Genomic DNA, 12929 nt, shown 5'->3' on the forward strand with positions numbered 1-12929 from the left:
TCTGATGTAAATAGCGGAGACCGGTTATGGACACGAAAAGTAAGGATGAAGGCGCTCAGTCCGGCAGCAAAGCGCTGCCGCGGCCAAGCTTATTGAAAGTGATGCAGAGTATTTCGGCGGGCGCTCTGGGCGTTCAATCCAGCAAGCGCCACCAAGAAGATTTCGCCAACCCGAGCCCGTGGGCCTACATTGTTGGCGGGATATTGTTTACGGTCTTGTTGATTGGCGGCTTGATTCTTCTTGTAAATGTGGTTCTAGCCACTGCCTGATCGCTTATATCCAGTAGCAACTTACTGGCCAGAAACCCAGATCACCGCAAAAGCGACTGCTAGTGTTATCAACACAACGGCCGCAATGGCGTCGACTTGGCTATCACTGCGTACAGATTTACTCATTTCTATTTCCCCGTGCTTAACTGTAAGAAGGTCTGTTCACAGTTAAGCACGAATCGCGCTATTTGCCACTCTTCGGATTAATTAACCGTGTTCCAACACAATCTTGCCACTGGACTTGCCTGCCAGAAATGCTTCCAGTGCGCTGGCAAGATCACTGCGCCCGATAACCTTGGCGGACTTTTCCGTTTGCGGACAGCCCCAAGGGCCGGCCAACTTGTCCCAAATGACGTGTTTATCCGCCAGCGGAATTTCTACCGAGTCGATACCCAACAGGTTCACGCCGCGCAATATGAACGGCAGCACGGTGATAGGCAATTCAATGCCGGCCACCAGGCCGCAACAGCTGACAGATCCGCCGGGCTGTACCTGCTTCAGCAGCTCTGCCAGCGGTGCGCCACCTACGGTGTCCACCGCGTTGGCGAACGCCGGTTTCAACATCGGTTTCTTTTGCGCTTCCAGCGCATCACGGCCCAAAATTTCAGCCGCACCCAAGGTACGCAAAGTGTCTACCTGCTCGGCTTTGCCGCTGATAGCCACCACATCGAAACCCAGAACAGATAGAATTTCCACTGCTACGCTGCCTACCGCGCCGCTGGCGCCCGAAACAGCCACTTTACCCTGCTCGGGTGTTGCGCCCATGGTTAGCAGCTTGTGGACGCTCAGACCGGCCGTAAGCCCTGCAGTACCATAGATCATGGCGGTTTTTGCCATCCAGCCCTCAGGCATAGCAATACACCACGCTGCGGGCACGCGAATGTATTCACCAAATCCGCCAGCGGTGTTCATTCCCAAATCGTAACCGGTCACCAGCACTTGGCTGCCGACCACGGGCGTGCCAGTTGCCGACTCGACCACCTCACCCGCAGCATCAATACCGGGTGTGTGAGGAAACTGTCGGGTAACGCCTTTATTGCCGGAGGCAGACAACGCGTCTTTGTAGTTGAGTGATGAGTGGCTGACCCGAATCAGCACGTCGCCAGCCGGCAAATCCGCTGTATTCAGCGTCGTTTCGCAGCCGCGATAACCGCCATCCTGCTCGCTAACCTGCCAGGCCTGATAAGCCTGTCCATTTTGCTGCGGCTTGCTCTGAGATTCACTCATTGACGACTCCTGGTTTGGGGCACTGTAAGGCATTACCTACAGCGCCTTTTTAATGCAAGTTCTGGTTGCGGAATACGCTTAACAAGCGCCAAACCGTATGCTCAACGGCAGCACTGGCTGCCAGACCAAGTTTTTCCGGTAATGTGCGCTTGCGTTGATACGTCACCGACACCACGTCTGCGCGTTCCACCGCTTCCAGCAAATACTCGTCTGAAGTTTGTATAGCGTCAATCAGCTTTACGTCTAACGCACGGCGGCCAAACCAGATATCACCGTTGGCAACCGCTGCCATGTCTAGCTGGGGCCGGCGTTCACCCACGTAATCTTTGAACAGCTGATGAATGTCTTCAAGGTCTGCCAAAAACTTCTGCCGGCCTTTGTCGGTGTTTTCACCAAACACGGTAAGGGTGCGTTTGTGCTCCCCGGCCGTCAATACTTCAAAGTCCACGTGGTTCTTTTTCAGCAACCGGTGCACGTTGGGCAGCTGCGCCACCACGCCGATGGAACCCAGAATCGCAAACGGCGACGCCACAATGCGGTCTGCTACGCAGGCCATCATATAGCCACCGCTGGCGGCTACTTTATCGACACACACTGTTAAATTCAGGCCTTTGGCGCGGATGCGGTCCAGCTGTGCTGCCGCCAGGCCGTAGGAATGCACCATGCCGCCGCCGCTTTCCAGACGCACGACCACTTCGTCCTGCTCCGGCTTGGCCACACTGAGTACCGCCGTAATAGCACGGCGCAAGCCCTCGGTGTCACTGGCTTTTATGTCACCATCAAAATCCAGCACAAACACTCGGGTTTTAACGGCGTCGTCCACGATCTCAGTGGTGTCGCTTTTTGCGCTTTTAGCTTTGGCTTTTACCTTTTCAGCTTTGCGCTCGGCTTTCTCTTCTTTTTTGCGCAACTTGGCGAAGGCTTTGCGATCGAGGTCCGTCATCAATCGCGCTTCGATGCCCTCACGCAATTTTCGGTAGTTGTCATTGAGTTTGCGGATGCGCAGTTCACCGTCTTCGTGTTCACTGCTTTTCTCCCGCTGGGCAGCGGAGATAATCAGGGTAATAATCACCACCACAGCCAGCACCAAGGTAACGGCTTTAGCAAGGAAAAGACCATAATCTGCAAGGAATTCCAAAGAGTTTCTCCCATAGGTTCAGATAAGCCCACAAGTGTAACCCAGAGCTCATCGGGTGATAACCCAGGCATAAATTAAAACAATCGTTTGAATGCACTTGACAGCTGTCGCTACCGGCCATAAAGTCAGCAAAAGAGTCAGGCTGTGTCGCCGTCATCACAACCATTTAAAGGATAAATTTATGTCCGTAGAAAAAATCTTTGAAAAGCTGGAACAGAGTTTTAACGCCGAAGCCGCGCAAGGTCTGGACCTGGTTTTTCAGTTCAATATTGAAGACGACAAAACCTACCACTTGGTGATTAACGACGGCACCTGCAAGCTGCACGAAGGCGCCCACGACGACCCTTCCGTTACCCTGATCATGAATTCCGAAACCCTGGAAGAAGTCGTTTCTGGTGAAACTGACGGCATGCAGGCGTTCATGGCTGGCCAACTGCGCGCCGAAGGCGACATGATGCTGGCGACCAAACTCGGCGACCTGTTTAAAATGGGTTAAGTCTGTCCGCGTTTAAAAAAACCTGCCATATAGGCAGGTTTTTTTTCGATCCGGGTTTGCCAAATCGTCGGTTTTAAAGACGAACTTCGTCCAAAGACGTTTTCGCCAGGCGTAACAGGTCGGCATTTCCGGGCTCGTGCTTGCCAATGTTGCCAATGTAGTATTCGAGGGATGTCAAAGCATCCGCCATCGCTTCCAGCACCTGTTCGGATGGCGGCTCGCGGTTGTCCAAAAGCTGGTGCTGTATGGCATCACCAACACGCTCTAGCAATTCAGCGGCATCCGGGTCGTTAATCATCACCAGTCCACCCCAAATGGTGTGCAGGGTGGTGGGCACGTTAGCCAGGTGCAGTTTGTCGTAATCCGATTCAATGAACGCTGTTATCGCTCGTTTGGCCAGAGTCAGCGCGTTACGGGCTTCATCCGCCACCACCCACACGGCTTCGCGCAGGCACAGTGACTCTTCACGGCTATCAGACGGGTTGACGCTTGCCATGTCGGCATCGTTGGAAATGCCACGGTTGGCAATCTGCAACACAACTTCTTCAATACCAAGCACAGAGTCCGCCAGACAGTGCAGTTCGGTTTCGTCTGGCAGACGCGTTTCGCGCTCCAGCTGGCGCAGCTTAACGGCTTCCTTGTTAGCGGTTGCAGCCAAACGCTTCAAATCCAACATAACCAGCGTGTTAGCCAACTTTTCCAAGGTTTCGGCAATCGATCCCAGTTCGGCCAAGTCCGGCTCGATACCACGCTCAATGATGTCCAGTTTGTCTTTTAGCTGGTTTAGCTCATCCTGCATTGCTTCTGACAGGGACTTGAGCACATCACTGCCCGGGCCGAAAAGTTTGCGGGAATGAGCTTCCAGAATCGCGTCCGAAAATTCTGCAGGCGCCAAGCGAAAGGCTTGAAGCACCTGCGCGACTTCGGGATTGGCCGAGCCGCTGCAATGCAACAGGTACACCAGATCGGTAAGCAAGTCGTCAGGTATTGGTTTATTGGCAGAATCAGCACCCACGTAAACCAGTTGGCGGGCGTATTTCTCAACCGCCATGAACAGGCGTTTACGAGCCTTGGAAAACATCATTGCACGGTCAAGCATGGTATCGGCAACAATTTCCACCAGGCACCATAGCTGGCACTGGGGTTTGCCGTTGCACAGCCGCGCAAAACCACGAGCGGCGCGGCTGATGAGCTTCTTTGTGACTGCGTCGTTGCGTTCGTGCAAAATGCCGAGCAGCGCCACTTGGTAGGTCAAGCGCATGCGCCGGGCCATAATGTCGTAGTTTTTGGTGTAGTCGGCGACAGGCCGCAGTTTCATGCCTTTGCAAAAGTCCGGGCGTTGCGCAAGGTCGAGCTTGAAATGCCAGGATTCCGGGTAAACAGCTTCGTTGCGCGCTTCGCGCAGTTCGTTGATCACCGGTAACAGCAGATTGGGGTGGTCCTGACGATGATTGTGGTGGTATTCCACGTATCGGCGCAGTACAAATAAGGCCTTGTTGAGCGTGGTTAACAGAATATTTTTGTCGGTGGCTGCACCCACTGGAACGTTATTGCAGGTACTTACCGCCTCCTCGCAGAGCAAGGTTCCGCCACGCAGCTCCACCAGAGTGAAGATGCCCCGCAGCTGGTTCAGACAGTCCAGGCAGCTTTGCAGATCTTCTTCACTCTCCCGGTTTTCCTGAAAGCGCGCAAGGCCGTTTTCAGCCTGCCGGATGGTTTGCTCGATTTCACTTTTAACGAAATCGAATGACTGCGATTTCGTTGCCAGAGACGATTGCACCATAACTTACGCTTCCATGTTGACCCTGCGGTGGCACCGCACGCTGTTTAACCGATTACATCAAAAAATGTCGTAACGTTCTTCAGTTATAACACAATTTTCACGCCACTCAACCAAGGCGTCAGGGTCAGGTAATTTCTTTCTACCCAGTTTGCTACGCAGTTCCTGATGCAGTTCTCATTCTGCACCCAGAACCTGGCTCCACACAGTCAAGCCGGCTTTCTTTTCCATCATCGCCATAAACTTGTGATGGGCCAGATCTTCATCTGCACTGGCACGAATCACCTGCAGTGCATCGCGGGCGGCCTGCACCCGGCGGATACCATCGCCGTAGGCACCCTCACCTGAGCCGGAATCCAGCAACAGCGCGGTTTGGCCGCCTGTTAACAGCAAGTACACATCGGCCAGAATTTCCGCATCCAGCAGAGCACCGTGCAATTCGCGATTGCTGTTGTCTACTCCGTAGCGTTTGCACAGCGCGTTCAGGTTGTTTTTTTGACCGGGGTGGCGCTTGCGGGCAATGGCCAGAGTATCAACAATTCCGCAGTGTTCGGCGGTTTTGCGGCCGCCGTCAAGACGGCCAAATTCGGCGTCCATAAAGCCAACGTCAAATGCTGCGTTATGGATCACCAGCTCCGCGCCGCGGATAAACTCAAAAAATTCATCAGCAACAACCGCAAACAGCGGCTTGTCGGCCAGAAACTCATTGGTGATGCCGTGTATGGCAACGGCTTCGGCTTCTACTTGGCGGCCAGGATTTACATAAACATGATAATTGCGCCCGGTTAACGCCCGCTCAACCAGCTCTACGCAGCCAATTTCGATAATCCGGTGGCCTTCGTTAGGATCAATACCGGTGGTTTCGGTATCCAGTACAATTTGTCGCATGCAGTTACCTTTTACCCTTTTACGTTGAGCCGGTTAACCGGTCAGTTCTTCAACGCCCTGGTTCGCCAGCTGGTCCGCCAGTTCGTTATCCGGCACGCCGGCGTGCCCTTTTACCCAGTGCCAGTTTACCCTGTGGCGCTCGCTTTGTTGATCCAGAGCTTTCCACAGATCGTCATTTTTAACCGGCTTTTTAGCCGCCGTTTTCCAACCGTTGCGTTTCCAGCCGGCCAACCACTCGGTGATGCCTTTGCGCACGTACTGGGAGTCGGTGTAGAGCTCTACGTCACAATCGCGCTTTAGCGCTTTCAGTCCTTCAATCGCGGCCATCAGCTCCATGCGGTTATTGGTGGTGTGCTGCTCGCCACCGTGCAAGGTTTTGCAAACCTCGCCCCAGCGTAGCACCACTCCCCAACCACCGCGCCCTGGGTTGCCCTTGCAGGCGCCGTCGGTGTACATAATCACGTTACCGCTCATTCACTCTCCTGATCATTCTTATGGCTAGTACGCGCCACTCCCACTGGGCGACGACCCGCCAGGCGTATAACCTTGCTTTTACTCCACGCACGTCGGCCAGGCGTGCGTGCCAGTTCGCGCTTGCGCGCAAGGATACAGTAATAAGCGCCGCCCGGCATAAATCCGCTAGGCTGCCGCTGCACCGGATTACGTGCCCAGCGCTGTAACGGTAGACCGTAAAATCGGGTCACCGAATGTTCTATCTGAAAGCCCAATAACCGCAACCAGTCTTCCATTCGCCCTGCTGGCATAAAAAGCCCGCCCCAAGGACCGCCCGACGGCCTGCCAAAGCGCCCGGACAAAAGTCGGCGCAAGCCCCAAACACTGAACGGATTAAAACCGGTAATGGCAATGCAGCCCTCTCCCCGTAACACCCTTGCCGACTCCCGCAGAACCTGATGGGGGTAACGGGAAAAATCCGCCGTGTGGGGCAAAATAACCAAATCCATCGAATCACCGGGAAATGGCAGTTCATCCGCGTCGCAAACCGCAACCCCGCCAGAAATATCCGAATGCCATTGCGGCACGGTAATAATTCGTTGCAAAAAGTCGGTGCCGGTGGCTAGCGGCAGGCGATGGCTGACGCCGACCTGCAACTGACGGGCGCCGGTGTGGCTGGCCAATTTGTGGTCCAGGTACTGGCGCTGATCTGCCAGCAGAGCCCGGCCAAGCGGCGTCTGGAACCATTGCTCGAAGCTGTCATGGCGCGCTTGGTAATCAATAGCTTCTTCGAGTTTCACTATACTGCTGCTCCTGTTGGCCCTGCTTTTTAACCCCACTTTATAACTCTAAAGCTAAGCCATCGCACGCCACCCTAGCCTGCAAGTTTTGGGGTAAATCGATGAATGCTTTATCATAGCAGCCACATTAGCTAAGCACATGGGTGGGTTATGTTGACGATTTCTGCAATACCGGCGTTCAATGACAACTATATATGGTGTATCGCTGACCCGCACCGGCACAACGCCCTGATCGTGGACCCGGGCCAGGCGCAACCGGTTCTGGACCACCTGGCGCAACAGGGCCTGACGCTTACCGTCATTCTAATCACCCACCACCACCCTGATCACGTTGGCGGCGTTAAAGCGCTGCGCGAAACGTATCCCGACTGCCGCATAATTGGTCCGGCCGACAGCCCGTTCAAAGGCAGCACAAACCCCATCTATCCTGGCGACACCGCGCTATGGGAGGGCATTACGTTCACCAGCATGGCGGTCCCGGGCCACACGCTGGACCATATCGCCTTTTTTACCGACGACACAGCCATAACCGGGCGACCGCTGCTGTTCGCCGGCGATACTCTGTTCGTTTCGGGTTGTGGCCGGCTCTTTGAAGGAACACCGGCGCAGATGCGCCAATCCTTGGAAAGCCTGCGTCAGTTGCCTGATAACACAGCCGTCTATTGCGCTCACGAGTACACCTTGGCGAATCTCAGGTTTGCCCGCAGCTGGTTACCACAATCAAGTGCACTGGCCGAGTTTGAACAGCAATGCGAGCAGGCACGGGCGAACAACAAGGCAACAGTGCCGTCCACCCTGGCTCAGGAAAAACGCCTGAACCTGTTTCTGCGTTGGGACGATCCAGACGTGATTCATGTTGCAGAAAGCTATGCTAGTGAGCACAAACTACCCATAAACTGCCCAGACGACGTATTCGCCGCGATTCGTCACAGCAAAGATCACTTTCGCGGCTAACAGATAAAAACAAGGAACAGATTTGAAATCTGTCCCTTGTTTGTGCGTTTCTCTCGAAGCGGTAACAATCGGTTTCTTGACCGCTGGCAAACCACACCCATAGACTCTTCTTAACTTTTATTCGCAGCCAAAATCGCCAGGAGCAATCTGCCGTTGATTTGGCCCGTTATTTTTTTCGGAACGTGCATTTATGTCTCCCAACCGATTATTAACTTGCTTGCTCAGCGCCGCACTTATTGCTGGTTGCGCAAGTGAACGCTCCCTCGGCAGCGCTGATGACCCTCTCGATTCCACACATGTAGCCGTCGCCAGGGGTGATGGAAACTTTAAAGAGGCGGTCATCGAAGGCCAAGCCCATGCCAGCCAAGATGACCCGTTAGACGACGCCATTGCCCCCGAACTAAAAGCCCAAGCCAGAACCGCCCGAAGTAAGCTAAACACTGCCAATATTGAACAGCCCGCAACGCTAACCGATAACCCTCTCGAAAACGCAACCAAGACCGAGAACACCGATTTGTGGCAACGCCTGCGGGACGGCTTTGCGCTGGATCATGAGGTAGACCAACCGCGTCTGGAACAGCAACTCGCCTGGTTTGCCAGCCACCCCCACTATATTGAGCGGGTGATGGAGCGCGGTAGCCGCTACTTTCACTACATCATCAGTGAGACCGAACGTCGTGGCTTACCCACAGAACTGGCCTTGCTGCCCATTGTAGAAAGTGCGTTTGACCCGTTCGCTTACTCCCACGGCCGCGCCGCGGGGCTCTGGCAGTTCGTTCCGGCCACCGGAAAATACTTCGGCTTAACCCAAAGCTGGTGGCACGATGACCGCCGCGATGTCATCGCTGCTACCGACGCTGCTCTAACCTACCTCGAACGCCTGAGCAAACGTTTTGACGGCGACTTCACGCTTGCGTTGGCTGCATACAACAGCGGCGGCGGCACTGTTTCCAGCGCTATACGTCGTAATCAAAACGCCGACAAACCAACGGATTTCTGGTCGCTGAAGCTGCCGAGAGAAACCCGTCACTACGTACCGAAGCTACTGGCTCTGGCGAAAATCTTCGCCGATCCGCAAGCTTATGGCATCGATCTACCAGCATTGGCCAACGAGCCTTACTTCGCCGTGGTTGAAACCGGCTCGCAGCTAGACTTGGCCAAAGCCGCCGAACTGGCCGCGACCGATATAGACGAAATGTACCTGCTAAACCCGTCATTTAACCGCTGGGCCACCAACCCTGATGGCCCACACCGGTTGTTAGTGCCCGTGGCCAGCGCAGAACGCTTTCGCAAGGCCCTGAAAACCTACCCGGTCAATCAACGTGTGTCCTGGCGTAACTACAGGGTGCGCTCCGGGGATAGTCTAAGCACCATAGCCCAGCGTTTTGAAACCACCGCACCGGTCATCCGCAAGCTCAACAAACTCAACGGCGACACAATCCGTATCGGTCAGCGCCTGATGATCCCATCCGCAACCGGCGACAGCGAAACCTATGCCCTAAGCGCCGCCCAGCGTCTGGAAAAGAAACAGTCGCGGCCGCGTGATGGCGACAAAGTCAGCTACCACGTTCGGTCCGGGGACACCTTCTGGGATATCGCCCGAGAACACCGGGTGAAAGTGCGTGAACTGGCTGCCTGGAACAGCATGGCACCCGGCGACCCACTGATCCCGGGCAAGAAGCTCGTGATCTGGTCGCAGAACGCCGAAACCACGGTGGCCAGTTCTGATTCCAGTGCCAGTGCGCGGATCAAAGCCCTGGTGCGCAAAATCGGCTATAGCGTGCGCAAAGGTGATTCACTGGCGGCCATTGCCGGGCGTTTTTCGGTGAACATCAGCGACATCGCTGGCTGGAATGACCTAAATACCGAGCATTATCTGCAACCTGGGCAAAGTCTGGTACTCTACGTGGACATCCGTAACAGCCCATAACCGGGTCACCATAAACGTGGTTAAAACAACAAAGGTACCCATGATAAAAAAACGCTCGAATACATCATTGGCCCGGCTTTTTAACCACTTACTTTGCGCCGCCTCCATAGGCTTGGTGATGCTCGCAACGCCCCTGATGGCACAAAACAGCGAAGCACCCCAAACCCAAAATTCGGTACCCTTTAACACCCCCCAGCATGGTATCGCCATGCATGGCGATACCAAATACCCGCCGGGCTTTCCCCACTTCGACTACGTCAATCCTAGTGCCCCGAAAGGCGACACTTTGCGCCTTGCAGTCGTAGCCAACGGTTTTGACACTTTCAACCCGTTTCATTTGCGCGGAGTGGCGGCGGCTGGCATCAGTGGTTATCTTTACGACACCCTGATGGAGTCATCCGCCGACGAGCCATTCTCAGCCTACGGCCTGATTGCCGAATCCATTGAAACACCCGCCGACCGCAGCTACGTGGTGTTCAACTTGCGCTCCGAAGCCCGTTTTCAAGACGGCGAACAGATTACCGCCGAAGACGTCGCATTTTCCTTTAACACGCTGGTTACCGAAGGCCACCCGTTTTTCCGCAACTATTACGCCGATGTCAGCAACGTAACCGTGGAGAGTCCCCAGCGCATACGATTTGATTTCGACACCACCAAAAACCGCGAATTACCGATGATTCTGGGACAGCTGCCGATACTGCCGGCACACTACTGGGCCGATCGCGAATTCGGCGACAGCGGCTTAACGCCTCCACTGGGAAGCGGCCCCTATCGGATTGCCGAATTCGATGCCGGGCGGTCAGTAACTTATGAACGGGTGAAGGACTACTGGGCAAAAGATTTGGGCGTGCGCAAAGGCCGCTACAACTTCAACCAAATTCGCTATGATTACTATAATGACGACACAGTCGCGCTGGAGGCGTTCAAAGCGGGTAATTTTGATTTTCGCCTGGAGTCTTCAGCCAAAAACTGGGCTACCTCCTACACCGGGCAACGCTTCGAAAGCGGTGAAATTATCACCGAAGCCATTGGCCACCAGCGGCCAGCCGGCATGCAGGGCTTTGTGTTCAATACTCGAAAGGCCATTTTCAGTGACCCCAGAGTACGCAAAGCGCTGACCTACGCGTTCGATTTTGAGTGGGCCAACCAAAATCTGTTTTACGACCAGTACATTCGTAGCGACAGTTATTTCGCCAACAGCGACCTGGCGTCTTCCGGCTTACCCGAAGGCCGCGAGCTGGAAATTCTTGAACCCTACCGCGATTCATTACCGCCACGGGTGTTCAGTCAAGCCTATCAGCCTCCAGTGACCGACGGCCAACAAGGCGTGCGGGCCAACCTCAAGATTGCGTTGGAAGAACTTCGCGCCGCCGGCTACAGCATCAAGAACGGCAAGATGGTACACAGCGAAACAGGAGAAACACTGGCCTTTGAAGTGCTGTTGTTTCAGAAAACGTTTGAGCGAGTGGTATTGCCGTTCAAAAACAACCTGGCACGCCTCGGGGTAGACGTTACTGTACGCCTGGTAGACAGCAATCAGTACGTGCAGCGGGTTCGCTCGTTTGATTACGACATGACCACCCAAGTATTTGGCCAGTCTGACTCCCCCGGCAACGAGCAGCGCGACTACTGGCACTCCAATAGCCTAGATGTAAACGGCTCACGCAATTACGTTGGCGTGAATAACCCGGTGGTGGATGCATTGGTCGAGCAAGTGATTCAAGCGCCCGACCGCGAAGAACTGGTGTACCGCACCCGCGCCCTAGACCGGGTTTTGTTAAACAACTATTACGTGGTGCCACACTGGTATCTGGCCAGTGACCGAGTAGCCTACTGGTCATATCTCAAGCACCCGGGACACGCTGCGAAAAACGGCGTCGACATCAACAATTGGTGGGTAGAACGCTAAATGGGCGTTTACATTCTGCGCCGGCTGGCGCTGATTATCCCCACTCTGATCGGCATTATGCTGCTCAATTTCGTCATTGTTCAGGCGGCCCCGGGCGGGCCGATTGAACAAATGATTGCCCAAATGCAGGGCCACGGTGGCAACACTCTGGCCCGTGCCGGAGGCGGCGACAGCAGCGGCGAAGTCGTCACCAGCAACGATAGCCGGGGTAGCCGTGGTATTCCAGACGAATTGCTGAAAGAAATCGAAGTCATGTACGGCTTCGACAAGCCCGCCCACGAGCGCTTTTTAAAGATGTTCAAGGACTACGCCACTCTCGATTTTGGCGACTCGTTTTTTCGTGATAAAAGCGTACTGGAACTGATTGTGGACAAAATGCCGGTGTCCATTTCCCTCGGGCTCTGGTCCACGCTTATTATCTATCTGATTTCTATTCCCCTGGGCATTCGTAAAGCGGTCAGTGACGGCTCACGCTTTGACGTATGGAGCAGTTCGGCAATTGTGATTGGCTATGCCATTCCCGGCTTCCTGTTTGCCATTTTGCTGATCGTACTGTTTGCCGGCGGCAGCTACTATGACTGGTTCCCCCTGCGCGGGCTTACCTCCAGCAATTTCGATGAAATGACCTGGTATCAGCAAGTGGGCGACTATTTCTGGCACCTGGCGCTGCCGGTGACGGCCAATGTGATTGGCGGTTTTGCCACGCTCACCCTACTCACCAAAAACTCGTTTATGGATGAAATCGGCAAGCACTACGTGGTCACTGCCCGCGCAAAAGGACTGGAAGAAAAACAGGTGCTTTACGGCCACGTCTTCCGCAACGCCATGCTGATTGTGATCGCCAGTCTGCCCGGGGTTCTGGTGTCGCTGTTTTTCACCGGAGCCTTGCTGATTGAAGTTATCTTCTCCCTCGACGGTCTTGGGCTACTGGGCTTTGAAGCGGCCCTGAACCGGGATTACCCAGTGATATTTGGCACCCTGTTCATATTTACTCTGATGGGCCTGTTGCTGAAGCTGATCAGCGACATCACCTACGTATTGGTAGACCCGCGCATTGACTTCGAAAGCCGGGAAGGTGCCTGACC

Annotated in this window: 12 protein-coding genes; 6 read left to right on the plus strand and 6 right to left on the minus strand. The window is 54.6% G+C overall.

Annotated features, from left to right (window positions below; translation table 11 throughout):
• The first annotated feature begins 26 nt into the window (after window positions 1–26).
• Window positions 27–269 carry a DUF2970 domain-containing protein gene (locus tag MRBBS_RS10065; protein WP_014871393.1) on the plus strand — a complete coding sequence of 81 codons (243 nt, stop codon included), beginning with the start codon at window positions 27–29 and terminating at the stop codon, window positions 267–269.
• A 207-nt stretch (window positions 270–476) separates the two neighbouring features.
• On the opposite strand, the gene MRBBS_RS10070 is transcribed toward MRBBS_RS10065, so the two are convergent.
• Together MRBBS_RS10070 and sohB are read right to left on the minus strand one after the other, a co-directional pair.
• Window positions 477–1496, minus strand: coding sequence for a YhdH/YhfP family quinone oxidoreductase (locus MRBBS_RS10070; RefSeq protein ID WP_014871394.1), 1020 nt, complete (start codon window positions 1494–1496; stop codon window positions 477–479).
• Between the two features lie 49 nt (window positions 1497–1545).
• Window positions 1546–2634: a protease SohB gene (gene sohB, locus MRBBS_RS10075; RefSeq protein ID WP_014871395.1), complete on the minus strand. Its 1089-nt coding sequence runs from the start codon at window positions 2632–2634 to the stop codon at window positions 1546–1548.
• Window positions 2635–2815: 181 nt separating this feature from the next.
• Between sohB and MRBBS_RS10080 the strand changes: the two genes are divergently transcribed.
• Complete coding sequence (locus tag MRBBS_RS10080) at window positions 2816–3130, plus strand: SCP2 sterol-binding domain-containing protein (protein ID WP_014871396.1); 315 nt, start codon at window positions 2816–2818, stop codon at window positions 3128–3130.
• Between the two features lie 73 nt (window positions 3131–3203).
• Here the strand turns inward: MRBBS_RS10080 and MRBBS_RS10085 are convergent, their stop codons facing one another.
• From MRBBS_RS10085 to MRBBS_RS10100, 4 genes are all read right to left on the minus strand, one after another.
• Window positions 3204–4913, minus strand: a complete 1710-nt coding sequence (locus tag MRBBS_RS10085; RefSeq protein WP_014871397.1) for a chemotaxis protein — start codon at window positions 4911–4913, stop codon at window positions 3204–3206.
• 174 nt (window positions 4914–5087) lie between these two features.
• Window positions 5088–5798, minus strand: coding sequence for a DNA polymerase III subunit epsilon (gene dnaQ, locus MRBBS_RS10090; RefSeq protein WP_014871398.1), 711 nt, complete (start codon window positions 5796–5798; stop codon window positions 5088–5090).
• Window positions 5799–5831: 33 nt separating this feature from the next.
• Window positions 5832–6272 carry a ribonuclease HI gene (gene rnhA, locus MRBBS_RS10095; protein WP_014871399.1) on the minus strand — a complete coding sequence of 147 codons (441 nt, stop codon included), beginning with the start codon at window positions 6270–6272 and terminating at the stop codon, window positions 5832–5834.
• Window positions 6269–7051 carry a class I SAM-dependent methyltransferase gene (locus tag MRBBS_RS10100; RefSeq protein WP_014871400.1) on the minus strand — a complete coding sequence of 261 codons (783 nt, stop codon included), beginning with the start codon at window positions 7049–7051 and terminating at the stop codon, window positions 6269–6271. The genes rnhA and MRBBS_RS10100 overlap by 4 nt, the downstream gene beginning before the upstream one ends.
• 150 nt (window positions 7052–7201) lie before the next feature.
• Between MRBBS_RS10100 and gloB the strand changes: the two genes are divergently transcribed.
• From gloB to MRBBS_RS10120, 4 genes are all read left to right on the plus strand, one after another.
• Window positions 7202–8005 (plus strand): hydroxyacylglutathione hydrolase, encoded by an 804-nt coding sequence (gloB, locus tag MRBBS_RS10105; protein ID WP_014871401.1) that lies wholly within the window; start codon window positions 7202–7204, stop codon window positions 8003–8005.
• A 190-nt stretch (window positions 8006–8195) separates the two neighbouring features.
• Window positions 8196–9935, plus strand: coding sequence for a LysM peptidoglycan-binding domain-containing protein (locus MRBBS_RS10110; RefSeq protein ID WP_014871402.1), 1740 nt, complete (start codon window positions 8196–8198; stop codon window positions 9933–9935).
• Between the two features lie 40 nt (window positions 9936–9975).
• Window positions 9976–11844, plus strand: coding sequence for an extracellular solute-binding protein (locus MRBBS_RS10115; RefSeq protein WP_014871403.1), 1869 nt, complete (start codon window positions 9976–9978; stop codon window positions 11842–11844).
• Entirely contained in the window at window positions 11845–12927 is a 1083-nt protein-coding gene (locus tag MRBBS_RS10120) for a microcin C ABC transporter permease YejB (RefSeq protein ID WP_014871404.1), read from the plus strand.
• Window positions 12928–12929: the final 2 nt, after the last annotated feature.

The organism is Marinobacter sp. BSs20148, assembly GCF_000283275.1.
GTDB classification, from domain to species: domain Bacteria; phylum Pseudomonadota; class Gammaproteobacteria; order Pseudomonadales; family Oleiphilaceae; genus Marinobacter; species Marinobacter psychrophilus.

Bases quoted from the DNA above. Each gene is read 5' to 3' on its own strand.
- MRBBS_RS10065 (WP_014871393.1), top strand. From the start codon at position 27: ATGGACACGAAAAGTAAGGATGAAGGCGCTCAGTCCGGCAGCAAAGCG.
- MRBBS_RS10070 (WP_014871394.1), bottom strand. From the start codon at position 1,496: ATGAGTGAATCTCAGAGCAAGCCGCAGCAAAATGGACAGGCTTATCAG.
- MRBBS_RS10080 (WP_014871396.1), top strand. From the start codon at position 2,816: ATGTCCGTAGAAAAAATCTTTGAAAAGCTGGAACAGAGTTTTAACGCC.
- MRBBS_RS10085 (WP_014871397.1), bottom strand. From the start codon at position 4,913: ATGGTGCAATCGTCTCTGGCAACGAAATCGCAGTCATTCGATTTCGTT.
- dnaQ (WP_014871398.1), bottom strand. From the start codon at position 5,798: ATGCGACAAATTGTACTGGATACCGAAACCACCGGTATTGATCCTAAC.
- rnhA (WP_014871399.1), bottom strand. From the start codon at position 6,272: ATGAGCGGTAACGTGATTATGTACACCGACGGCGCCTGCAAGGGCAAC.
- gloB (WP_014871401.1), top strand. From the start codon at position 7,202: ATGTTGACGATTTCTGCAATACCGGCGTTCAATGACAACTATATATGG.
- MRBBS_RS10110 (WP_014871402.1), top strand. From the start codon at position 8,196: ATGTCTCCCAACCGATTATTAACTTGCTTGCTCAGCGCCGCACTTATT.
- MRBBS_RS10115 (WP_014871403.1), top strand. From the start codon at position 9,976: ATGATAAAAAAACGCTCGAATACATCATTGGCCCGGCTTTTTAACCAC.
- MRBBS_RS10120 (WP_014871404.1), top strand. From the start codon at position 11,845: ATGGGCGTTTACATTCTGCGCCGGCTGGCGCTGATTATCCCCACTCTG.